The organism is Oceanobacillus caeni, from assembly GCF_019037185.1.
Classification (GTDB): domain Bacteria; phylum Bacillota; class Bacilli; order Bacillales; family Amphibacillaceae; genus Oceanobacillus; species Oceanobacillus caeni.
Map to the genome: position 1 here is coordinate 1 of NZ_JAHHXM010000006.1, position 24609 is coordinate 24609.

General features: G+C 35.1%; 26 protein-coding genes and 1 riboswitch. Of the genes, 7 read left to right on the forward strand and 19 right to left on the reverse strand.

Going from position 1 to position 24609, the window contains the following annotated elements:
* Positions 1-224 precede the first annotated feature (224 nt).
* The 11 genes from KM885_RS05225 to KM885_RS05275 form a co-directional block, all read right to left on the reverse strand.
* Positions 225-395, reverse strand: coding sequence for a YuzK family famiily protein (locus tag KM885_RS05225; RefSeq protein ID WP_165589169.1), 171 nt, complete (start codon positions 393-395; stop codon positions 225-227).
* A gap of 172 nt (positions 396-567) precedes the next feature.
* Positions 568-1413 carry a MetQ/NlpA family ABC transporter substrate-binding protein gene (locus KM885_RS05230; protein ID WP_047184640.1) on the reverse strand — a complete coding sequence of 282 codons (846 nt, stop codon included), beginning with the start codon at positions 1411-1413 and terminating at the stop codon, positions 568-570.
* Positions 1414-1583: 170 nt separating this feature from the next.
* Entirely contained in the window at positions 1584-2240 is a 657-nt protein-coding gene (locus KM885_RS05235; RefSeq protein ID WP_047184641.1) for a methionine ABC transporter permease, read from the reverse strand.
* A complete protein-coding gene (locus KM885_RS05240; protein ID WP_047184642.1) occupies positions 2230-3270 on the reverse strand; it encodes a methionine ABC transporter ATP-binding protein in 1041 nt (346 codons plus the stop codon). The genes KM885_RS05235 and KM885_RS05240 overlap by 11 nt, the downstream gene beginning before the upstream one ends.
* Before the next feature lie 154 nt (positions 3271-3424).
* A riboswitch (SAM riboswitch) is annotated at positions 3425-3539 on the reverse strand.
* A gap of 205 nt (positions 3540-3744) precedes the next feature.
* Positions 3745-4068, reverse strand: coding sequence for a thioredoxin family protein (locus tag KM885_RS05245; RefSeq protein WP_225344122.1), 324 nt, complete (start codon positions 4066-4068; stop codon positions 3745-3747).
* 31 nt (positions 4069-4099) lie between these two features.
* Positions 4100-4465 carry a toprim domain-containing protein gene (locus tag KM885_RS05250; RefSeq protein ID WP_047184644.1) on the reverse strand — a complete coding sequence of 122 codons (366 nt, stop codon included), beginning with the start codon at positions 4463-4465 and terminating at the stop codon, positions 4100-4102.
* A gap of 129 nt (positions 4466-4594) precedes the next feature.
* Positions 4595-4975 carry a glycine cleavage system protein GcvH gene (gene gcvH / locus KM885_RS05255; RefSeq protein ID WP_047184645.1) on the reverse strand — a complete coding sequence of 127 codons (381 nt, stop codon included), beginning with the start codon at positions 4973-4975 and terminating at the stop codon, positions 4595-4597.
* A 133-nt stretch (positions 4976-5108) separates the two neighbouring features.
* Positions 5109-5465, reverse strand: coding sequence for an arsenate reductase family protein (locus tag KM885_RS05260; RefSeq protein WP_047184646.1), 357 nt, complete (start codon positions 5463-5465; stop codon positions 5109-5111).
* 320 nt (positions 5466-5785) lie between these two features.
* Positions 5786-7570, reverse strand: a complete 1785-nt coding sequence (locus KM885_RS05265) for an acyl-CoA dehydrogenase family protein (protein WP_204797612.1) — start codon at positions 7568-7570, stop codon at positions 5786-5788.
* A 158-nt stretch (positions 7571-7728) separates the two neighbouring features.
* Positions 7729-8904: an acetyl-CoA C-acetyltransferase gene (locus tag KM885_RS05270; RefSeq protein WP_047184648.1), complete on the reverse strand. Its 1176-nt coding sequence runs from the start codon at positions 8902-8904 to the stop codon at positions 7729-7731.
* Between the two features lie 12 nt (positions 8905-8916).
* Complete coding sequence (locus tag KM885_RS05275) at positions 8917-11304, reverse strand: 3-hydroxyacyl-CoA dehydrogenase/enoyl-CoA hydratase family protein (protein WP_216883644.1); 2388 nt, start codon at positions 11302-11304, stop codon at positions 8917-8919.
* A gap of 271 nt (positions 11305-11575) precedes the next feature.
* On the opposite strand from KM885_RS05275, the gene KM885_RS05280 reads away from it, so the two are divergent.
* From KM885_RS05280 to KM885_RS05310, 7 genes are all read left to right on the forward strand, one after another.
* Positions 11576-12532 carry a metal ABC transporter solute-binding protein, Zn/Mn family gene (locus tag KM885_RS05280; RefSeq protein WP_052771675.1) on the forward strand — a complete coding sequence of 319 codons (957 nt, stop codon included), beginning with the start codon at positions 11576-11578 and terminating at the stop codon, positions 12530-12532.
* 23 nt (positions 12533-12555) lie between these two features.
* Positions 12556-13311 carry a metal ABC transporter ATP-binding protein gene (locus KM885_RS05285; protein WP_204797614.1) on the forward strand — a complete coding sequence of 252 codons (756 nt, stop codon included), beginning with the start codon at positions 12556-12558 and terminating at the stop codon, positions 13309-13311.
* Between the two features lie 15 nt (positions 13312-13326).
* Complete coding sequence (locus tag KM885_RS05290; RefSeq protein ID WP_204797615.1) at positions 13327-14181, forward strand: metal ABC transporter permease; 855 nt, start codon at positions 13327-13329, stop codon at positions 14179-14181.
* Complete coding sequence (locus KM885_RS05295) at positions 14178-14591, forward strand: Fur family transcriptional regulator (protein ID WP_047184651.1); 414 nt, start codon at positions 14178-14180, stop codon at positions 14589-14591. Before KM885_RS05290 ends, KM885_RS05295 begins: the two co-directional genes overlap by 4 nt.
* Positions 14576-14971, forward strand: a complete 396-nt coding sequence (gene crcB, locus KM885_RS05300) for a fluoride efflux transporter CrcB (RefSeq protein ID WP_240473188.1) — start codon at positions 14576-14578, stop codon at positions 14969-14971. The genes KM885_RS05295 and crcB (KM885_RS05300) overlap by 16 nt, the downstream gene beginning before the upstream one ends.
* Positions 14972-15319, forward strand: a complete 348-nt coding sequence (gene crcB, locus KM885_RS05305) for a fluoride efflux transporter CrcB (RefSeq protein ID WP_047184653.1) — start codon at positions 14972-14974, stop codon at positions 15317-15319. It abuts the gene before it with no gap.
* A gap of 82 nt (positions 15320-15401) precedes the next feature.
* Positions 15402-15836 (forward strand): SH3 domain-containing protein, encoded by a 435-nt coding sequence (locus KM885_RS05310; protein ID WP_204797617.1) that lies wholly within the window; start codon positions 15402-15404, stop codon positions 15834-15836.
* Between the two features lie 111 nt (positions 15837-15947).
* On the opposite strand, the gene KM885_RS05315 is transcribed toward KM885_RS05310, so the two are convergent.
* The 8 genes from KM885_RS05315 to KM885_RS05355 form a co-directional block, all read right to left on the reverse strand.
* Positions 15948-17348, reverse strand: coding sequence for a C40 family peptidase (locus tag KM885_RS05315; RefSeq protein WP_047184655.1), 1401 nt, complete (start codon positions 17346-17348; stop codon positions 15948-15950).
* A gap of 248 nt (positions 17349-17596) precedes the next feature.
* Complete coding sequence (aceA, locus tag KM885_RS05320) at positions 17597-18874, reverse strand: isocitrate lyase (RefSeq protein ID WP_047184656.1); 1278 nt, start codon at positions 18872-18874, stop codon at positions 17597-17599.
* Positions 18875-18876: 2 nt separating this feature from the next.
* Positions 18877-20472: a malate synthase A gene (aceB, locus tag KM885_RS05325; RefSeq protein WP_047184657.1), complete on the reverse strand. Its 1596-nt coding sequence runs from the start codon at positions 20470-20472 to the stop codon at positions 18877-18879.
* A 579-nt stretch (positions 20473-21051) separates the two neighbouring features.
* Positions 21052-21684 (reverse strand): response regulator transcription factor, encoded by a 633-nt coding sequence (locus tag KM885_RS05335; protein WP_047184658.1) that lies wholly within the window; start codon positions 21682-21684, stop codon positions 21052-21054.
* Entirely contained in the window at positions 21677-22720 is a 1044-nt protein-coding gene (locus tag KM885_RS05340; RefSeq protein WP_047184659.1) for a sensor histidine kinase, read from the reverse strand. Before KM885_RS05340 ends, KM885_RS05335 begins: the two co-directional genes overlap by 8 nt.
* Entirely contained in the window at positions 22717-23445 is a 729-nt protein-coding gene (gene liaF / locus KM885_RS05345; RefSeq protein ID WP_047184660.1) for a cell wall-active antibiotics response protein LiaF, read from the reverse strand. The genes KM885_RS05340 and liaF overlap by 4 nt, the downstream gene beginning before the upstream one ends.
* Positions 23446-23532: 87 nt before the next feature.
* Entirely contained in the window at positions 23533-24168 is a 636-nt protein-coding gene (locus KM885_RS05350) for a PspA/IM30 family protein (protein WP_047184661.1), read from the reverse strand.
* Positions 24169-24186: 18 nt separating this feature from the next.
* Positions 24187-24540, reverse strand: a complete 354-nt coding sequence (locus KM885_RS05355; RefSeq protein ID WP_047184662.1) for a lmo0954 family membrane protein — start codon at positions 24538-24540, stop codon at positions 24187-24189.
* Between the last annotated feature and the right edge of the window lie 69 nt (positions 24541-24609).

Below are 24609 nucleotides of genomic sequence, written 5' to 3' on the forward strand. Positions count from 1 at the left end.
CTTATTAACTAGTAGACTCTAGAATATAGGTTTTATAAGATAAAAGCAAAAAATATAACTTAAAATGCCGAATTGCTAAATTTGCTCTAATATTTACTTAGAAGGCTCGGACGATACCTTAGTTGCACTTATGCAAATCATTACGTTGGGGCGAGTAATCGAACCCAGACAGACAAAATTCATCAAAAAATGCTGGCACTAAGTAAGTACCAGCATTTTTTAATTTATTTATGAATTTGAGATGTAGCCTCTGCAACAATTTTTTTACTCAATGCGTAATCTTGTTCACGTCGTCTTTCAACTTTCATACGATTAGAGAGTTTTCTTTCATATTCAGAATAGTTCATCCCATGAGACTTTTCCATAGCCTTTTCCATTTCATGTGTATACTTCATGTATAACTTAATCATCCTTTCAAAAGGTATAAAATAATTTTAGCACTTGATGTTTTATCTTACAACATGAAATTCAAAGGATATAGTTCGATTCATGAACGTATAACACTCTTCCAATCATATATGATTAAGTTATACAAAATTGCTTTATTATCCTGCCAAATACTAATGTTTATTTGTCATTTTGTCCTACTGGAACTACTGCACCATCATATTTTTCTAATATAAAGTTTTGAATCTCTTCTGAGTGAAGAACTTCCACTAATTTTTTAATTGCTTCATTATCTTTATCTTCAGCGCGAACAGCAACTACGTTCAAGTATGGTGAATTTTCATCTTCAATAAATATTGCATCTTCTAAAGGATTTAATCCTGCTTCAATGGCATAGTTCGTATTAATTGCTACTAAAGCATCTGCTTCTGATTCATACATTTCTGGTAAGAATGCTGCATCAACGTCAGGTGAAAATGTTAAATGATGAGGATTATCCACAATATCGTCTACCGTTGCTTCCGCTTTTTTAACATTCTTATCTAACGTAATTAAACCTTGTGCCTCGAACAATGCAAGGACACGACCATGGTCAGCAACAGAACGACTCATAATGACTTCTGCGCCATCAGGAATATCTTCTATACTTTTAATATTTTTAGAATAAACACCCATTGGCTCTACATGAATTCCATCAAAATAATCTAAATCATTTCCAGTGTCAGCAATTGTTTGCTCTAGATATGGAATGTGTTGGAAAAAGTTCGCATCTAATTTGCCATTTGCCAAATCATCATTTGGAAAAACATAATCTTGGTATTCTTCAATATTTAATGTAATACCTTCTTTTTCTAAGAGTGGTTTTGCCTCTTCTAAAATTTCAGCATGTGGGGTACTAGAAGCGCCAATGGTGATTTCCGCATCCTCTGTTGATTCATTTGCTGAATTCTCATCTGATGATCCACCACAAGCAGTTAACACGATGGTGAAAAGTAAGACTAGTAATGTACCTAATAATTTCTTCATATTTACTCTCTCCCCTTATTATTTTTTGCTTATAAAGAAGACTTCCATCAGTAGGGATTTTCCTTCATCCCCACTGATGGTTAGTCGCTTTTATCGGATCTTAACGGGTAGTTGACTTCTTTGTTCCCCTTAAGCTTGAGGTGGGGGTCTTACTGCCCGTTTAAGCTTGTCTATCTTTTATCCATTTTATTAGTGATATAGTCTCCAATAAATTGGAAAATAAAAACGATAATTAAAATCAGAATCGTACATAGTAAAACAACATCAAATTGCCTTCTCTGGAATCCGTAAAAATATGCATAGTCCCCTAGTCCCCCGGCGCCGATAACACCTGCCATTGCGGTATACCCAATTAATGCTATGGCGGTTACGGTTAAACCAGAAACTAAAGCTGGTTTTGATTCAGGGATAAGCACTTTAAAAATAATCGTACTTGTTTTTGCCCCCATAGATTTTGCCGCTTCGATTACCCCTTTATCTACTTCACGAAAAGCAATTTCAGCTAATCTAGCATAAAAAGGTGCCGATCCGATGATCAGGGCCGGTAGAGCAGCTGTAGGTCCCCGAACCGTTCCTACAAGAAAATTCGTAAATGGGAAAAGTAATAGTATTAATATGATAAAAGGAATAGCTCTAAAGACATTGACAATACTCGCAACGATAACGTTAAAAGTTGTATTTTCCCAAATTGCATCTTTAGATGTTAAGTATAATAGTAAACCAAGGATAATACCTATAATAGCTGTACCAATAAGTGCGATAATAGTCATATAAAAGGTTTCATAAGTTGCAGTCCATATATCTTCCATCTTTATATTAGTCAGCATTACGTATAACCTCCACTTCTACTGAGGTTTCATGGTGAATGAATTCAATCGCATTACTAATATCTTTTTCATTACCTATAAATTGCGTAATTAATGTTCCAAATCCACCTGTTTGTGTCTGCGTAATTTTACCTTGCAAAATATTAATGTCAATTGGGAATTTCTTCGCTAATTGACTTATTAAAGTCTGATTTGTTGACTCTCCGATAAAACGCAAACGTAATAGAACACCGTCATGGTTTACATTATGTAACAGATTCTCAATATCTTCTGTTTCATCTTCAGAACCCGGCTCCATTAACTGAGCTACGAATTTTTTCGTCACAGGTTGTTTGGGATGAGAAAAAACATCAAGGACATCACCTTGCTCCACGATTTTCCCTTTTTCCATTACGGCAACCCTATTACAAATTTTACGAATCACATTCATTTCATGAGTAATCAAAATGACTGTGAGACCAAGCTTCTGGTTAATGTCGACTAATAAATCTAAAATAGCATTGGTTGTTTCTGGATCTAGTGCCGAAGTTGCCTCATCACAAAGCAATACTTTCGGATTGTTTGCTAATGCACGTGCTATCCCAACACGTTGCTTTTGACCTCCACTTAATTGAGAAGGGTATGCTTTTTCTCTACCAGATAACCCTACTAAGTCAATTAATTCTTGGACTATTTTTACTCTTTTTTCTTTGGAAACCCCTGCAATTTCAAGTGGAAAAGAGATATTATCTTCAACCGTACGGGACCATAACAAATTGAAGTGTTGGAAAATCATCCCAATTTCCTTTCGTGCGGAGCGCAACTCATTCTTTGTTAATGAGGTGATTTCTTGTTTATCAATAATAACATTTCCTTCAGTTGGTTCCTCCAGGCGGTTTAGTAGTCGTACGAATGTACTTTTTCCAGCACCACTGTAGCCTATGACACCAAAAATCTCACCATTCTCTATATCAAGGGTTAAATCATCTACCGCTGTTAATTTCTTATTGTCTGATGTATAAACCTTACGTAACCCTTTAATTGAAATCAAAACGAATCCTCCTTCATTCAGCTAGAATCTCTTTTAGTATACAACATCTAGCATTGGAAATACTTGCAATAATCGTGTGATACAAATGTATACTAAAATAAAAAACGCCTTTCTGAACATGAGAACAGAAAGACGCTTACTATGTCATTCCATTCTCTCATCTTTCAAAGCAATATGCTTTGCAGGAATTAGCACCTTTTTCAAACAACATTGTTTGAAGGTTGCCGCGGTTTCTTCAGGCCTTGTCCCTCCACCGCTCTTGATAAGAGATTGATAGCTTACTAGTATAATATTAAAACCATGATAGCACTATGCCCTTAGGTTTGTCAAATAACGAAGCAAAGTTACATATCCCCTTAGGAAACTTGGCATGTCGTCAAGCTTTTTAAGAGAATGCCTTAGTTAACTCAGACAGATAGGAGAGTATTTTCTGTCCTACCGATCAAAAATAAACCGGCTTTTGTCGATTTCACTTCAGTTATTTCCAAATAACTCTGGCTTATACTGAATTAAATAACGATAAATATTTCCTATAGACCTAAAAGCATAGATTTTTTCTTTTATTTGATTTTCTTCTTTAATAAGTAAACATGGAACACTTTCAATCTTGTTGTCATACATAAATTCTGGAAAATACGATGCATTCATTTCATAAAAAATGGTTTCTTTATGAACAGATTCGATTTTTTCTAACATCGTTCTTGCCACACTACATGTTCCGCAAAAAGGGGTGTAAATATATAATAGATATCTTTCTTCATTTAATGCTTGTTCTGTTATTTCTTGCAATGAAACCACCCTATACCGATTAAATTGAACGAATAATCATTTAAAATTCTTTTATTAAGAATAAAGGGTTAACTGAGAAATGTTTACCAACTAGTGTAGTTGCAAGGATATGTTCGGGTGTTGTTGCAACCTCCCTATATTCACTACTTACATAAATATGATCAGCATGTGGTAATTCACGCGCAAGCTGCTTTCTGAGTTTTATTCCTGAACGATCTTCGTCCACTAAAATAAAAACATCCCTATCATCTAATTGATACATTTCTAACATCTCGTCAAATCGCTCTACTCCTAGTGTACCGTTCGTACAGACAATCGTTACGTCGTCATTGATAACTTTTTCGATTTGACGTTTATCGGTCAACCCTTCTACAATGATTACTTTTTCCGAATCAGACGTTATCATCACACAGCACTCCCCATGTAAGCAAGTAAGATGCTCGTTATAAGTATCCTGTTTACATAAGTATATGATAAAATGGAGGATAACTATACGCTTTTTAGAATAAATGTACGTTAGCCATGTTTTTTTGTTTTAATTATCTATTAGTTCCTCGTACTCATTTGGCTTCAACATTGAATCTAATTCAGACTCACTTGATGGTTCTACTACAATCATCCATGCTTTTTCGAAAGGTGACTCATTCACAAATTCTGGATGATCTTCTAATTCATCATTTACTTCAACTACTTTTCCGGTTATTGGAGCGTATAGCTCAGACACCGTTTTAACTGATTCAACACTACCGAATGGTTCATTTAATTTAATCTCATCGCCCACTTCAGGCAGTTCCACGAATACAATATCTCCTAGTTCATCTTGTGCGAAGTCCGTAATCCCAATACGTACGTTATCCCCTTCTTTTTTTACCCATTCATGCTCTTTTGAATATAATAAATCTTTTGGTAAACTCATCATCTATCCCTCCAAATGTTCGTTTGTATAATCCTATTACTTATAGGAAAAACTTATGTTTATAATGCTGTTCAAAAAGGGCCAAGATCAGCTAAATTCGCAGTGTTTTTTTCACCAGACTTTTGAACAACCTCTATAACCAATTTTCTGTAAACATCTCTTCTTTAAATCCAACCGTTACTTTATTTCCATCTGTAACTATCGGACGTTTAATTAGCATCCCATCTGAAGATAAAATTTCTGCCATTTCCTCTGTGGATGCATCCTTAATCTTTTCTTTTATATTTAATTCTCTATATTTTTTCCCACTTGTGTTAAAGAATTTCTTTGCAGGTAATTCGCTCTTCTTTATGAGACTTAATAACTCTTCTTTTGTAGGTGTTTCTTCTACAATATGAATTGCATGATACTCTATTTGATTATCATCAAACCATTTTTTTGCTTTTTTACATGTTCCGCAGTTTGGATACCAGTAAAAAGTTAATGCCATTATGTACACTCCTTGCTCATGATCATTTCTTCTATCTTATCATGTTTTCCAGCTAAATACATTAGTTTGACTTATCACTGGCGATAGATAGACTTTACTAGAATCAAACATGAAACTATAGCATTCATACCAAGTTATCAGTATTCACTCGCTGAATATCAGTACAACTCAACCTGAAAAGCAAATAAAGATATGATTCCCATTATATTTCGGGAATCATATCTTTTTCTTTGTTTACCAGGGAATTATAAAATTCGCTGCATGTGGATAATTATTCAGAGAAGGCCACGTCCAGCTCCAGCGCCTTTGTTCTTTCAAAATCAAACTACATATTTTTCTTCTTCAATAATTTTAGCGGCAATTTCACGCTTTTTCTTCACAACGTTAATTGGGTTGTGACGTGTTAATTTACGTAAGGAAGATAACATCATACGTAAAGTATCTCCTTCGCTGGCAGCGATAATCGTTTCTTTCGCATCAGCTTCCACACGATTAAATGCTTCTTGTACGTACACTTGTGTATAAAGAAGTTTTTGGTTATTAGCTGCTTCTCCGGATTTTTTTATTGCCTTTTCTGTCCGTAGAATAGCCGCTTCCATATTATAAACCTCGGAAACCATGTCTGCCAAGTTCACAAGGATTTCCTGCTCAAATTCAATCTTTTGCTGGTATTTTTGAACAGCTAACCCTGCAGCAAACAATACGATTTTCTTCGCATTTTTAAGTAAGTATTTCTCTTGTTCCAATGTACCAGTTCCAACCTGTTCAGGCATCTTCGTTACTAATTCTTCTTGAAGATCTTGAGCTTGTTGCATTAAAGGTAATTCACCTTTCATCGCCTTCTTCAATAAAGTTCCAGGTACAATCAATCGGTTAATTTCATTTGTTCCTTCAAAAATACGATTAATTCTTGAATCACGGTACATTCTTTCAACTGCATATTCTTGAATAAATCCATTTCCACCATGTAATTGAACTGCTTCATCTACTACATAATCCAATGCTTCTGTAGCCGTAAATTTATTTAATGAACATTCTATTTGATATTCGGCTATAGCTGCAGCTACTTCCCTTCCATCATTTAATTGCTCATCTGTTAAGGCTCCCATTCTTTGTTCAAATAATCCAACTGTACGATATACAGAACTTTCATTAGCATAGATACTTGCAGCCATCGTAGCGAGTTTTTCCTGTGTTAAAGAAAAACTAGAAATCTTCGTATTAAATTGCTTACGTTCATTTACATATTTCACACTAGCTTCAAGTGCATCTTTTGCCCCACCAATTCCGCCAATGGCCAATTTATATCTTCCAACATTAAGAATATTAAAGGCTATCTTATGTCCTTTCCCTTTTTCACCTAAAAGATTCTCTACTGGGACCTGTGCATCATCTAAAACTAGCGTTCGTGTAGAGGATGATTTAATTCCCATTTTCTTTTCTTCCACACCAGTAGAAACTCCCGGATAGTCTCGTTCAACGATAAAGGCACTGAAGTGTTCTCCATCAATCTTTGCATAGACTACAAATATATCAGCAAAAGCAGAATTCGTAATAAATTGTTTTTCGCCATTTAATACATAATGTGTTCCAGCCTCATTTAAAACTGCGGTTGTTTTGGCTCCCAATGCATCTGACCCTGATGTAGATTCTGTTAGCGCATATGCTGCAATTAGTTCACCAGTTGCAAGTTTTGGTAAGTACTTTTTCTTTTGTTCTTCATTACCAAAAAATACGATTGGAAGAGAACCGATCCCTACGTGTGCACCATAAGAAAGGGAAAAACCACCAGCTCTTGAGAATTCTTCTGTAATTAGAGCAGAACTTGTCTTATCTAAACCTAATCCACCATATTCTTCTGGGACATCAGCTCCTAGTAGACCTAATTCTCCAGCCTTTTTAAGAAGATTTTTATTTAAATCGAAGTTCTGATTTTCTAACTCTTCTATGTTTGGTAATACCTCTTTATCAACGAAATCATGTGTTGTTTTAGCAATCAGTTTTTGTTCATCATTGAAATCTTCTGGTGTTATAACATCGTCACTTGTTAAGTCTTCTGTTAAAAATGCTCCACCTTTAAATAATTTTTCCTTTGTTTCACTCATTTTCTTCATCCTTTCTAAAATAGATTACTAGTTTTTATAAAATTGAGTGTTCAAAAAGGAGGATAAAAAGGACCGAGAAGTTCAAGGCGGCTTTGCGCCCAACGTCGGCATACCCCTTTTGCAGGGGCATGTCATTTTTACCGTACTTTTTGAACATCCTATAAAAGTTCAAATACACCGGCTGCCCCCATGCCCCCACCGATACACATGGTAACGACACCAAATTGAACATCTCTACGCTTCATTTCATTCATTAAGGTTAGGGTTAATTTTGTACCAGTGCAGCCGAGTGGATGGCCAAGAGCAATTGCCCCACCGTTGACATTTACTTTATCGATATCTAAGTCCAAAGCATGAATGACGCGTACTGCTTGTGCAGCAAATGCTTCATTTAATTCAAATAAACCTATATCAGATAATTCCAATCCTGCAATTTGTAATGCTTTGGGAATAGCAGCTACGGGGCCAACCCCCATAATTTCAGGTTCAACTCCTGCAACCGCAAAGGAGCGGAATTTAACAACTGGGGTTAATCCAATTGATTTTGCCTTTTCCCGATCCATTACTAAAACGGAAGCAGCTCCATCACTCATTTGTGAGGAATTACCTGCTGTTACAGTCCCTTTATTTTTAAAAGCTGGACGTAACTTGGATAACGTTTCTACACTCGTTTCCGGTCTCACTCCTTCATCGATTTTAAACGTAAAGGATTCTTCATCTATTTTATTGTTATTTCCTAAAACACGTTCCTTTACATCAACAGGAACAATTTCATCTGTAAAGCGTCCCTCTTGAATAGCTTTAGCAGCACGTTCATGACTTCTTGTCGCAAACTCATCTTGGTCAGTTCTAGATATGCCAAAACGACTTGCTACCTCCTCGGCTGTATGACCCATGCTCATGTAATACCCGGGTGCATTCTCAACTAATTTCACGTTTGGCTTAATCACATGTCCTCCCATTGGTATTAAGCTCATCGATTCTGCTCCACTAGCAATAATCGTATCGCTTGCTCCGACCATAATTCTTTCTGCAGCATAAGCAATTGACTGTAAACCTGATGAACAATAACGATTGATCGTTACCCCTGGAACATCATGACTTAAACCAGCCAACCCTGCTACGTTGCGGGCCATATTCATACCTTGCTCAGCCTCTGGCATGGCGCAACCGATAATGACATCATCTATGTTTCCATCATAATCATCTGCACGTTTTAATGTCTCTTTTATAGTTAATGCCGCCAAATCATCAGGTCTTGTATTTGCTAAGGAACCTTTAAATGCTTTTCCCACAGGGGTTCTCGCCCCTGAAACAATAACAGCTTCTTTCATTTTACCGCCCCCTTAATTACGTAGTGGCTTACCTTTCAATAGCATGTGTTGCATTCTTGCTTGAGTTAAAGGCTCTCCAATTAAACTTAAAAACGCTTCTCTTTCCAGATCCAACATTACTTGCTCATCAATGATACTTCCTTCTCTTATACGTCCACCTGATAAAACATAGGCTAATTTTTCCGCGATTTTAATATCGTGTTCAGATGCATAGCCTCCATATTGAAGTGATTTAGCACCCATCAGCATAGCAGCATATCCTGCTTCCCCAACAACAGGGATCTTTTCACGAATTGGCGCTTTATATCCTGTCTTAGATAAAGCTAATACTTTTTCTTTCGCATCATGTAATAGATAGTCTGAATTCACACTTATACTATCGCCATTACCAAGGAATCCGTTTTCAATAGCCTCCGCTGCAGATGCCGAAACTTTAGCAGTAGCCACTTTTTCAAAAACATCATTCGCTACCTTACCTAAATCAATTGATATACCTTCAGGGATTTGACGTAATTGTTTCAAATAAAGTTCTTTCGTTCCTCCACCACCAGGAATTAAACCAACTCCAACTTCGACAAGTCCCATATACGTTTCGGCAGATGCTTGAACAGAGGTAGAAGGTAAAGCTACTTCTGCGCCACCACCCAACGTCATATTAAACACAGCACTAACTACTGGTTTTTCACTATATTTAATTTTCATTCCTATATTTTGAAATTGGCGAATGACTAAATCAAGTTCATCAAAATTATCATCCTGTGCTTCCATAAGCATAAGTGCTAAATTTGCACCGACACTGAAGTTTCTCCCTTGATTCCCGATAACAAGTCCTTCATAATTTTTTTCTACTTCTTCAATAGCGGAATGAATCATCTGGATCGAATCTATTCCTAAAGCATTACTCTTCGAATGAAATTCTAGTAATGCAACACCATCACCCATATCTATTAAACTTGCACCTGGATTATGTTTAATGACACCTTTACTTTCTTTTAATCGTTGAATATTAATTTCCTTTTTATTATGAGGAAGGAGTTTATATTCTCCTTGATCATAGAAGTAATCTTCATGACTATCATATTTGTAAAAGGATTCATATCCATCTTCTAATAGATTAAGTACCCATCTAGGAACTGTATCCCCTTCCTTTTGCATTCGACCAACCGATTTTCTTAGTCCTATTGCGTCCCAAGTCTCAAATGGGCCTACTTCCCAACCAAATCCCCATTTCATTGCTTGATCAATCGCTACAATATCATCAGAAATCTCTCCAACTAGTTCGGCTGAATAAAGTAATGTTGGTTTTAAAATAGCCCATACTAAATCACTAGCCTTGTCTCCCGGAGCATTCAGAAGTGTCTGCAACTTTTTATTGACACCTTTTTGTTGCTTTACCATCTCTGTTACTTTCGTTTTTAGCTTCCTTCTTTCCTCATATTCAAGCGTTGAAGGGTCGATTTCCAAAATTTCTTTTCCTTTTTTCCAATAGAATCCTTGATTTACCTTAGCACCAATCCAACCTTTTTCATTCATTTGATGCATAAATTTAGGAATTTCAAAAACCTCTTTCTCATCTCCATCTACATGGTCATATACATTTCGAGCAACATGGATGAAAGTATCTAAACCAACAACATCTAATGTTCGGAATGTTGCACTTTTTGGTCGGCCAATCATTGGTCCTGTAACAGAATCAATTTCACCAACACTATACCCTCTCTTTAACATCTCTTTAACCGTGACAAGTAATCCATGTGTTCCAATTCGATTGGCTATAAAGTTAGGTGTATCCTTCGCTTCAACTACACCTTTTCCTAAAAATTCTTCTCCGAAAGATTTCATAAAAGTTAAAACTTCTGGTTTTGTATCATTCGTTGGAATAACTTCCAGTAATTTCAAGTATCTTGGCGGGTTAAAGAAATGTGTCCCTAAGAAATGTTTTTTCATATCATCTGAACAGTCTGCAATCATTGCATTTACAGAAATACCAGATGTATTAGTGGATACGATTGATCCAGATTTCCGGTACTGATCTACTTTTAAGAGAACATCCTTTTTTACTTCAAGGTTCTCTAGAACAACTTCAATAATCCAATCTACTTCAGATAATTTTTTTAAATCATCATTTAAATTACCTATTTCAATTAAGTCGAGACTTTTTTTCGATGTAATAGGTGAAGGTTTTTGCTTTAATAACGCTTTTTTACCATTTGCTGCAAAGCGATTTCGAACAGCCGGGTGATCCAGTGTTAGGCCTTTCTTTTCTTCATCATTAGCTAATTCCCTGGGAACAATATCAAGCATTAAAACAGGAATTCCATTGTTAGCAAGATGCGCAGCAATACCAGAACCCATTACACCAGACCCTAAAACTGCAGCTTTCTTTACTTTGTAATTCATACTTCATCCCCCTTCGAAATACTGAGTGAATACTCATTCATTTTAAGTTCAAAAAAAATATCAATTACTTATTTTCCTATTTACACTATATACTATATTCTGATATTTCGCAATAAGTTTATTCATTAAAAATGGTGATAACTGTAAACATTGGACTTAAAAGACGCAACTTATTCAAAAAAAATATCATAATCGTAATCATTCTTATTTACAAATCGGAATCATTACGTTATTATATTTAAGTATTTTAGTTGCAGAGGAGACAAATTAAATGAGAATTGGTAAGGTATTTATCCTATTGTTTATTATCGCAGCAACCATGTTTGGATGTAATTCTAATAATGAATCAGAAACAAAAAGTAATGAATCCCTCAAAGTATATACGACACTCTATCCTATTCAATATGCGATTGAAAGGATTGCCGGAGATAGTGTTACAGTAGAATCCGTCTATCCTCCGGGAGTAGATGCGCATTCCTACGAACCTACTTCAAAAGATATAACAAATATTGCTAAAAGTGATGCATTTTTTTATTTAGGTGCAGGAATGGAGGCATTTGCGGAAACAGCTGCTGATGCGCTAGGTAATCAAGATGTGGCACTAATAGAATTAGGTAAACATGAAGAACTCTTTCATGTAGAGGAATCTGAAGAACGAGACGAACATGCAGAACAAAATGAGGATCATGATGGACATCATCATGGTGATCATGATCCTCATATATGGATTGATCCAATCCGCATGTTAGAAATGTCCAATATTATTAAGCAAGAACTGATTAATTTAAATCCAGAACAAGAATCACTTTATAATAAAAATTTTGCAAAATTAGAAGAGGATTTACTGGAACTAGATCAGGACTTTAAAAACACGCTTAAAGACAAACAAAATAATAAAATTTTAGTTACACATGCAGCGTATGGATATTGGAAAGAAAGATACGGTATCCAACAAATTGCCATTAATGGGCTATCTTCTAGTAGTGAGCCATCACAAAAAGAGTTAACCAATATCATTAATCAAGCAAAAAAGAGTAAATTAAAATACATTATTTTTGAACAAAATTCTTCTAATCGTTTATCTGAAGTAATTCAACAAGAAATCGGCGCGGAAACAGCAGTCATTCATAATTTAGCCGTATTAACGGATGAAGACATTCGAAATCATGAAGATTATTTAACTTTAATGAAGAAAAATCTAGCAACCTTAAATCAAGTAACTAGCTAAATAAATTGTTAGGAGGTGTTCGTTTGGGAAAACCAGTAGTATCAATGAAAAATGTTACGTATGCTTATGAAGATAAAATAGTTCTTGATCATATCAATTTCGAAATACCCCAAGGTTCCCTTATGGGGTTAACCGGACCAAATGGTGGCGGAAAAACAACTTTAATTAAATTATTGCTTGGTATATTAAAGCCTGATGAAGGTACAATCAATATTTATGAAGAACCTGTTAGTAAATTTAAAGGAAGAAGTAAAATCGGCTTCGTATCCCAAAAAGCAAACTCCTTTAACCGTGGCTTTCCTGCAACTGTTTTTGAAGTTGTTTCAACTGGACTTACTGCTAAAATTGGCTACTTTAAATTTATGAATAAAAAACATAAAGAAAAAATACTTCATGCTATTGATCAAGTTGGGATGTCAGAATACACGTACCAGAATATCGGGAATCTTTCAGGCGGACAGCAACAACGTGTCTTTATTGCTAGAGCACTTGTCAGTGATCCGGAATTATTAATATTAGATGAACCAACGGTCGGGATTGACTATGAAAACGTAAGGCGTTTCTATGACTTATTACACCAACTACATGAAAAGAGAAACATCACGCTTCTTTTGGTTACGCATGATACTGGTATAATGACTGAACATGCTACCGATATTGTTTGTCTCAATAAAACATTACATTTTCACGGTAAACCGGAAGAATACCATTCCTTATCAGAGAAGGAACTATCTAATTTCTACGGTTACCCAGTTCATGTCGTTGAACATAACCATTAGAAAGGAGGCGTCGTCTTGTTAGCTGATTTTTTTCAATATGATTTTTTACGTTATACATTTTTAACTGGGTTATTAATTGGTATTATTGCCCCCTTACTAGGAACTTTTATTGTAGTAAGAAGGCTATCCCTAATCGCCGATGCCCTTTCACATGTAACGCTTGCAGGAATATCTTTTGGATTAATGTTGGAAAAATTACTTGTTATTTCTTTTAGTCCATTACTTGGGGGGATGATCTTCTCCGTCATTGGTTCCATTCTAATCGAGAGACTGAGAAGTGTATATAAGGCATACCAAGAAATCGCAATTCCTATTATTCTATCAGGCGGTGTTGGTTTAAGTGTTATTTTTATCGCGTTAGCTAACGGATTTAATAACGACTTATTTAACTATTTATTTGGTTCTGTATCCGCTGTTAGTAGAAGTGACTTTTTGATGATTGTAACCATTTCTATTTTTGTTGTATTTATGGTTACTATATTTTATAAAGAATTATTTACCTTATCATTTGATGAAGAGCATGCAACTGTATCTGGGTTACACTCGAAAACTATTCATTTATTATTTATTGTCTTAACAGCCCTAGTTATTGCCGCTTCCATTCGTATTGTTGGGGTATTACTCGTATCAGCACTTATGACACTACCAGTAGCCGCGGCAATGCGCATAGCAAAAGGGTTTAAACAAATGATTGGATTATCCATCCTATTTGGTGAATTAGCTATTATTATAGGTTTAATATCAGGCTATTATTTAAACATTCCACCCGGTGGAACAATCGTGATGGTATCTATCCTTATTTTATTAATTTCAATCGGAATGAAACGGTTAAAGTTTTTTAAAGCTGTAAAAGCGAGGGAAATCAAATGAACGTAAACGAAGCAATAGATCTCTTGAAACATAATGGCTATAAAGCAACAGGCAAAAGAAAAGATATTTTAGACTATTTTTCTGAACAAGATGGTTATCGAACTGCAAAGGATTTAATTACACATCTAGAAAACGACAACGAGACAGTGAGCTTTGATACCATTTATCGGAACCTTCACTTGTATAAAGAAATGGGCATATTAGAGACGACGGAATTAAATGGGGAGAAGCATTTTCGTATGAACTGTGCTAAGCATCATCATCACCATTTTATCTGTAATGAATGTGGGCGCACAAAAGCAATTGATGTGTGTCCTATGGCGGATGTCAAGAAATCTTTGGCTAACTATGCAATTGAAGGTCATAAATTCGAAATATATGGATTGTGTCCAAATTGTCAAAACAATTGAATAGAAAATTATATATAGCGGTTGGGATTGGAGGAATGATTGGTGCAGTTAGTCGATATGGAATCTCATCCGCTTTTTCTTACTTTGAAAACTTTCCAATCGGCACACTAGCTGCTAACCTATTAGGTTGCTTTATTTTATCATTTTTATTACAACACCAATCCATTAAAGAAAAACTTTCTCCAGAATTTTTAACTGGCCTTACAACTGGGGTAATTGGAGCATTTACTACTTATTCCACTTTTGCATTAGAAACCATTCAATTGTGGCAACAAAATGCCGTGCTAAGCATCTTATATGTAGGTTTAAGTATGTTCGGCGGTTTACTAAGCTGTTATGTGGGCTTTAAATTAGCAAATAAAAGGCAGGATATGAAATAAATGAATATTATTTTAGTTGCTTTAGGGGGATTTTTTGGTAGTATTCTTAGATTCTATATCTCACAAATAACCGGGAAACGTTTAATAGGGACGTGGATTGCCAATATTTCCGGATCTCTTTTACTAGCATTTATTTACTACCTACATGTGAATGGCCAAATAACCGCTTCGATTTGGGCCTTATTAGGTGTAGGTTTTTGTGGAGCGTACACGACATTCTCCACTTTTGGTAATGAAACATTAGAATTAATTTTCGACAAAAAGTACAAAATAGCTTTCCTATATGTTTTTACTACGTTAAGTGTCTCTTTCATTCTTGTTTCCATTGTCCGTTACATAACCTATTAAAGAATTAGAGTTTTACTTCAACTAATCTTTTATTTGATGTATACTATTCTTGGTAGAAAAATGTAATAGGAGAAGAAGTAATATGAATAAAAAACGAGGTTTTTTGACATTTTTATTATTTATACTAACCATCGCTTTCATCGCCTTCGTTATTATTATGCAGCATAACTTTTTAAATCCTGATTTTGCAACAGCGGAAACGAATGAAAATATAAATTTAAATGACAACAAAGACAAAAGGAAAGAAAACGTAAAAGATGTAGAAAAAGTGGATAAAGATAATGATGTCTCTACGGAAGAAGACCAAGATAAAACTATGCCAACTACAAAGTACGTGAACGTGGATTTATTAAATGTTAGGAGTGACCCAAACACTAACAGTGAGATTGTAGGCGTTGTTACATTAAATCAAAAAGTAAAAGCGGAAAATATCGATAATGATGAGGGCTGGGTTAAAATTACAACCGATGACTTTACAGGATTTGTAAATAGTAAATTTTTAGATGAAGAAGTATAAACAAGAGTTCTAGAGAATGAGTATCTCTAGAACTCTTTTCATATGAACTTTTATCTTTCACAAATAAAAAAACCACCTCATTTAGGTGGTTTTTCTATTTGTTTTACAATTTTATCTTACTCGTCGAACATGTCCAGAGAAATGATCTTTCCAGTATCCACTAGACATATTTGCTACGTCTAAACCAGTGGAATTTTGTGCACCGATGAATTGACCTCCACCTAAGTAGATACCAACATGTCCATTTGTTTTATACGTATCAAAAAATACTAAATCACCAGGTTGTGCTTCACTATAAGAAACCTTTGTACCTACACTTTGTAACGCAGATGTACTTGATGGAATAGATATTCCTGCTTGTGCAAATGCCCATGATACGAACCCGGAGCAATCAAAACCACCTGGAGCTTTACCACCCCATACATATGGAGTACCTATATGACCAAACCCAGCATTGATAGCTGCCTGAATGCCTCCACTTGATTTTGTATCTGTGTTTGAGTCGCCCTGCTTACTACTTGTTTCTGATTTTGTTGATTTGCTAGATGATTCATTAGACTTACTGGATGGTTCACTAGATTTACTAGATGATTCGTCAGATTTACCGGATGGTTCGCTAGATTTACTAGATGATTCACCAGATTTACTGGATGGCTCGCTAGATTTACTTTCTTGACTTTGAGTTGTAACTTGTTCACTGGATGATGAACTTACATTTGCAACTTGAGTCTCTTTTGCCGGTTCTGTTATTGTTTGCATGTTTTCTTTTACTTCTGCTTCAAGTGAAGCCAATTCATTATCTTCCAAGTTTAACTCTGTTTTTAGATCTTCTAATTTTTGTTGTTCATTTTTTAATTCTTTTGCTTTACTTTCCTTTTGACTTTTTTGCTCATTAATTGTTTCTTGCATACCTTTTAATTCTTCTTTTTTCTCTTTTAATCCTTCAAGCTCGTCCTCTAAGGATTTTTTATTCTCTTCAACTTTTTGTTTATCTCTTTCTTGTGCATCTATTAAATTTTGATCAGATTCTGTAATTTTTGATACTGCGTTCACTCGACTAACAAAATCTGAAAAGTCGGCTGAGCCAAAAATAACTTCCAAATAATTAACAGAACCACCAGATTGTTGATAAGATTTCATACGTTCTTTCAAAATATCATAACGTTTTTCAATTGCTTCCTCAAGCTTAGCAATTTCATCTTCCAATCCTTTTATTTTCTCTTCTGTTGCGGAAATGTCCCCTTCCGTCTTATTCATCTTTCCTTGATTTTCTTCTAATGCACGATTTACACGATCAATTTCTTCTTGTAAATCATTTAATTGAAATAGGACATCTGCAATTTGGCTTTCTGCATCTGAAAGCTTTGCTTTAAGATCCCCACGTTGATTTTGAATTTCTTCTTGTTTTACAGTTAATTCCGCTTTGGTTTCTGCATGAACCGTATTTAATAATGCTGGACTGCTAAAGCCAATTACAGCAACCGTAGACAATGCTATCATTGTTTTTTTCAATCTTACTTCCCCGCTTCCTTTACCATTCAAGTAATTTCATATTTTTTTCTATAAATCTATCACAAGTTTTCTATTATATATGTATAAATCTTTCATATTCAACATGTCGTAGTATAACATCAAAAGGTTTCACACATATTATATTAATGTTACAATTATGTTTCAAAAGCGACAGAAATCGATAATACTATAAAAAAAACAACGGTATCCCTCTTATTTCTTTGCGAATACCGTTGTTATCTATTTAATTAACTTGAAAATTGTTCCATTTCGGTGGAGCCTTGTAGTGCAGTAGTGGAGGAAGTCCCACCTGAGATTACTTGTGCAACTTCATCGAAATACCCTGTACCAACTTCACGTTGATGTCTTGTAGCAGAATATCCATAACGTTCACTTGCAAATTCAGCTTGCTGTAATTCAGAATAGGCAACCATTCCTTCTTCGCGATATTTTCTCGCTAATTCAAACATACTATGGTTTAATGCATGAAATCCAGCAAGTGTTACAAATTGGAATTTATAACCCATTTCTCCTAATTTATTTTGAAAACTAGCAATCTCCGTATCTGTTAATTTTTGCTTCCAATTAAATGAAGGGGAGCAATTATATGCTAATAGTTTAGTTGGATATTTTTCATGAATTGCATCAGCAAATCTTTGTGCTTCTTCAATATTCGGTTCAGAAGTTTCGCACCAAATCAGATCAGCATATGGGGCATACGCTAGACCACGCGAAATCGCTTGGTCAATTCCTGAACGGGTACGGAAAAATCCTTCTGTTGTTCGACTTCCTGTTAAAAATGGTTCATCATAAGGGTCCACATCACTTGTTATTAGATCTGCAGCATTTGCATCTGTTCTTGCGATAATAATTGTTGGTGTCCCCATTACATCAGCTGCCAATCTTGCTGCAATTAAATTTCGAACTGCTGTTTGAGTTGGAAGTAATACTTTCCCACCAAGATGACCACATTTCTTCTCTGACGATAATTGATCTTCAAAGTGAACACCTGATGCACCTGATTCAATCATAGACTTCATCAATTCAAATACATTCAATTGACCGCCAAAACCAGCTTCCGCATCAGCTACTATCGGCACAAACCAATCAATTTCTTCATTTCCTTCTGCACTATGAATTTGATCTGCACGTTGCAATGCTTGATTAATTCGCTTTACAACATTAGGTACACTATTCACTGGATATAGACTTTGATCTGGATACATTTGTCCAGCCATATTTGCATCTGCAGCTACTTGCCACCCACTTAAATATATAGCTTTCAATCCCGCTTTAACCTGTTGAACAGCCTGGTTTCCAGTTAGTGCCCCTAAAGCGTGGATATATCCTTCCCCATTAATAGATTCCCAAAGTTTATTTGCACCACGAGTTGCTAATGTATGTTCTATATCTATAGAACCCCGTAAACGAATAACATCTTCTGCAGTATATGGTCTTTCAATTCCTCTCCATCTAGGATTTGTATCCCAATCGTTTTTTAATTTTTCCGCCCGATTCATTTCCATTTTTATTCCCCCTCATTATTTAACTGTTCATATGCTGGTATTGTTAGAAACTCTGCAAATTCTTCTTGCATAACCAATTCACTAAAAATAGTTGCAGCTTTTTCATAATTTCCTGTTGTAAATGCATCCTCTCCAACTTGCTCTCTTATTTTCATCAGTTCCTCATCGATTAACGTTGCAACCATTTGCTCCGTAATATCTATTTTATTACCTATTTTTCCTTTAGGATGTCTTATCCACTGCCATATTTGTGCTCTTGAGATTTCTGCTGTCGCTGCATCCTCCATTAGATTGTTAATAGGTACAGCGCCCATACCACTCAACCACGCAGCTGTATAAAGAATCCCTACATTAATATTTGTTCGAACTCCTTCTTCGGTAATTTCTCCTGTAGGAACTTCCAATAACTTTTCAGCCGTTACCTCTACATCTTCTCTTTTATTAAAAATTTGATTTGGAGTCGGCATTCTTTCATTAAATATTTCCTTTACAAGTTCAACCATTCCTGGGTGGGCAACCCACGTACCATCATGACCATCCCTTACCTCTCTTTCTTTGTCAGCTCGAACTTTTTGAAATGCAACTTTGTTCGCTTGCTCATCATTTTTTACCGGGATTTGTGCTGCCATTCCACCGATTGCCGGAGCATTTCGCTTATGACAAGTCTTAATTGCTAGCAATGAGTAAGCCCTCATAAATGGAACTTCCATTGTTACAATAGAACGATTGGGAAAAATAACATCCTTATGATTTTGAAACTTTTTTATAAAACTAAAAATATAATCCCATCTTCCACAATTTAACCCCGCTGAATGTTCTTTTAGTTCATATAAGATTTCATCCATTTCGAACGCAGCGGTAATAGTTTCAATTAGAACAGTCGCCTTTATAGTGCCTTGTGGAATTTCAAGATGGTTTTGCGCGTAAATAAAAACGTCATTCCATAATCTTGCTTCATAATGGTTTTCCAACTTAGGTAGGTAAAAATATGGTCCGCTTCCCCGACGTAGTAGCTCTTTCGAATTATGATAAAAATAAAGTCCAAAATCTACTAAACTACCAGACATCGGTCTACCTTCATAGTGAAGATTATTCTCTTCTAAATGCCATCCTCTTGGACGAACGATTAATACCGCTGTTTCCTCATTCAATTTATAATCTTTTCCATTATTTGCTGTAAAATCTATTTCACGTCTAATGGCATCTCTTAAATTAATTTGACCTTGAATCATATTTTCCCAAGTTGGTGAGGTTGCATCCTCAAAATCTGCCATAAATGTTTTAGCTCCTGAATTTAAAGCATTGATAATCATTTTTCGGTCAACTGGTCCTGTTATTTCTACCCGGCGATCTTGTAAATCCTTTGGAATAGGATTAATCACCCAATTACCATTTCTTATGCTTTCTGTTTCTTTAAGAAAATCAAGTGTCATACCTTGATTTAACTTCTGTTGTAGTTCCTCACGCCTTTTTAACAATCCCCTTCGACGTTCATCAAAATGATAATGAAGCTGCTCGATAAATTCCATTGCCTCTGGTGTAAGAATTTCTCCAAATCTGTTTTTCTGATTGCTTTTTATTTCTGAAGTATTTAGCATAACTCCCTCTCCTTTGTTATAGTGTAGATTCACCTTAATCAAATTGTTATATAACAATTTATACAAAAAAATTAATCTTCTCTTTTGGAAAGACAATAATCACAAACCATTGAATAGCTTTTTGCATCTACTTCTTTTCCACATTCTGGACAGTAAATTGTTTCCACTTTTACACCCCTAATCCCCATTATATTTCAAATCATTTATGTTATATTACAAGTATTTTATATCACATCTGTTGTACAACATCATATTCAAAAAAATTAGTCCTCTCTTTTGGAAAGACAATAATCACAAACCATTACATAACTTTTTGCATCTACTTCTTTTCCACACTCTGGACAGTTGACTTTCTCCATTACTTTCACCTCTCTTATATAACAGTTATTCAACTATCATTTGTTGTTATAATACAGTCTATTCGATAATTTCAAAAAAATCAACCCCTTTTTTTAAAATTATTTGAAAATCCCTTTCTGGGTTGAGGCAAAATATTGAAATGCTGCACTTAATGGGTGATTATTTAAAAAATGTAAAATAAAAGGGAGTAGAAAGCGGACTTATATAAAAGCCACCCTTCTACTCCACTAAATCATGTTTAAACGCATAAATAACAGCCTGCGTGCGATCCTGTACTTCTAATTTTCCTAAAATATTACTAACATGTACTTTTACTGTTTTTAACGAAATAAACAACTCATTCGCAATGTCTTGATTTGATTTTCCTTCTGCCATTAATAACAAAACTTCCATTTCTCTATCTGTTAATTGATGAAATAATTCGGTTTTAGTTTTGTTCCTCATTTTTGTCATAATTTTCCCCGTTACTTCCGGTTCCAATATGGATTGCCCTTCGTACGTTGCACGTATTGCTTTTGCAATTTCATCTGCTTTTGATGTCTTTAGCATATAACTTGTTGCACCAGCTTCTAATGCAGGGTAAACTTTTTCATCGTCCAGAAAACTCGTAACAATAATTATTTTCGCTTCTGGCCACGCTTGAATAATCTGTTTCGTTGCTTCGATACCGTCCATCTCTTTCATTACGAGATCCATCAAAATTATATCTGGTTTAAGTTCTAGTGCCAATTTTACTGCGGGAGCTCCATCATCAGCCTCAGCAACCACTTCGATATCAGATTGGGCAGAAAGATATGACGAAACTCCGATACGAACCATTTCATGATCGTCCGCAAACAATACTCTAATCATTTTGTTCCTCCACCTTTTCTAATATAGGTACTTTTACTTCTAGTTGTGTCCCCTGATTTGGTAAACTAACTAATTTAAAGGTTCCACCAACTTCATAAGCACGCTCACGCATATTTTGTAATCCATAAGAGCCTGTTTTCATACTTTCCATATCAAATCCCACTCCATTATCAACTACACGAAAAATAATCGTTTCATCTCTTACGATTAACAATACGCTTAAATTCGTCGCCTTCGCATGTCTTAAGGTGTTGGACAAAGACTCTTGAAGAATACGGAATAGCTGATCTTCTACTCCTTTATCCATTGGGAACTGTTCTATTTTTTGCGTGATTTCCATTGGTACTTTTTGTGTAAGCTCACGTAATAGCTCCTCTATGCCTTCTTGTAATGTTTTTCCTTTTAGTGCGACCGGTCGAAGATGCAATAATAATGCTCGCATTTCTAATTGGGACTGATGAATCATTTTTTCTACCATTCGTAATTGATCTTTCATCTTTTGGTCACTTGGTGGGTTAGATTCATTTATAGCGGACATCATCATGGAAGATGCAAATAATTGTTGGCTAACAGAATCGTGAAGCTCTCTTGCCAAACGATTCCTCTCCTGTTCTACAATTTCTTGCAAACCTTTCTCTCTTTCCTCTGTTCGTTCGGTTGCCAAACGCTGGGACAACTCTACTTGTTTCTTCATTTTTTCTTGTAACTCATACATTTTATGTCTTACCTGTTCCATTTCTCTATATGAGTCATCAGACATCGCAAGTTTTTTCCCTTTTATTAATTCATCTAAATCACGTTCGACCTCATAAACCCGTTGTTTCCAATATACTCCAATCGTTACGCCAAAAATAATCCCCGTTACAATGGTAATTCCGATAATCCAAAGTAAATAAGATACACTACCAAGCTTTTCATTCCAAATCAGCATCCATTCTTTTAAAGGAAAAAACAGGAATGTTATACTTATAATTGCAGCGGAAAGTAAAATGGAAAACAATACAGAAGTAAATATATGCCTAATAATAATATTCATATTCGCTTCACCTCAATATCTCCAGAAAAGATTGAGGTGATAATTTTTACTCTAGGAAAAGACCGACCATAATTTTCCGTCTGATAGAATAATGATTTATTCATTAGTTTCCAATGATGTTCACCAAGAATATGAGCTCGACCAAAAACTGAGCTATGATGAATACTAACTTCTACTTCATAAGGGACATAGATTTCAATATTCCCCATAAAATGCCTCATCGAAATAACGGCTGTATCATTTGGTAAAACGGTATTCGTTAAATCGATTATTTTATCCCCAAAAACGCTATGGATATTAATATCTCTCCAGCCATAAGCAGTTTCTTCTGTTTTTTGATCCTCAAATAACGTGTGATCAAATAACGGCTCCATTTGAATGATGGTACCTTGTTTCACTTCTTCTCCTGGAAGTGTCGGTGTTATAAACTCATCCTCTTTTTTCTTTTTGGCATAATCAAGAATCCATAAAACAAGTACCGTCACAATCAAGAATCGAACGGCTAAAATATTAAATAACGAAAATATAAAACTAATTAGGAAAATCCAAAATAGAATTTTCCCCCATAGTTTGTAAAAGTTTTTCCAACCAATGTACAGAAACAAGGCGGAAAAAAACACTTGAAATAAGGCTCCACCATGGAAAAAAATAATTTCAAAAATGAGGAGGATAAGACCGATAATTAAAATCCAGTTAAATGTATCTGTACGAAAACGTTTTAACATTTTATCCCCTCCTCTTTTCATTATATACGAATACAGGCGTAAGTTACGCCTGTATTATACCATGATTTACCAATAACTGTATGAATATTATATTTCCATCTCTTTTTCTTTTAATTCCTTTTCTAGCTTGTCTATTTTACCATCAAAGGTACTTCGGAAATAAGATTGATTCACTTTGTACTCTAGCCCTTCAATATAACGTTCCATTTCTGAGAATCTTGAATATGGTTCTTCAGCTGAATGTTGCATTACTTTATTAATTTGATGGTTAGCATGGGCAATATTTTCTCGACCCATTAAATCCATTCTTCTTAAATGCATATCTTTTAAGCGATGTTTCATTTCTTCATATTTTTGCTCTAGCTTATCTAATTGTTCTATCGCTTCATTTTTGGAAACTTTCATTCGGTCTGCACGATTTTTGTATTCTTCGTGTTCCTTCATCGCAAATTCGAACATTTCCACTTCATTTGCCTTTTCAGCAACTTTCGCTTGGTTTAAGCGTTTTTCAGCAAAATGAGTTGCTTTTTCAAATTCCTTTGTAAACTCTTCTTTTAATTTGTATTGACGATCAATTAATCTTCTTACTTTTTCCGTTTCTTGTTCGGCTTGACGTAAATATTGGTTCAAAGCTTTAATCGGATTCTTCTGTTCTTTTTTATCCAAAACATCATGTAAGTCTGCTTCCACTGCATTTTTAATTCTTGTAAAAATATTTGCCATTAAAATCCGCTCCTTTAATTATTTATTTAATTCTGCCCACTCGCGCTCAAAGTTTGTAAATGGATCATCATCTTCTATCACACGAACTACTGGGTCATCGTCTTCCTTGTTCCAATTTTTATATATTACATACAATGCGTAGGCTGCGACCAAACCAATTACCGCATATAAATTGGAAAAGGCGATACTAGCGATAATTAGGCCTAAAATAGCCCAACCTATTTTCCCGAAAATTGACTCACTTCTAACAAACTTCTTGAAGACAATGTATAGCAACCAAACGGATAGTCCTAATAAAACCATTGATCCAAGATTTGCCAAAAGAAGTAGTAATGCAACCAATCCTCCAGCAAACAACATAAATTTTTTCATATTTTTCCTCCTTCCTTATCTTGATTCCATCATAACGAAATTTACGTTTTCTTTTAATGATCCTGAGGA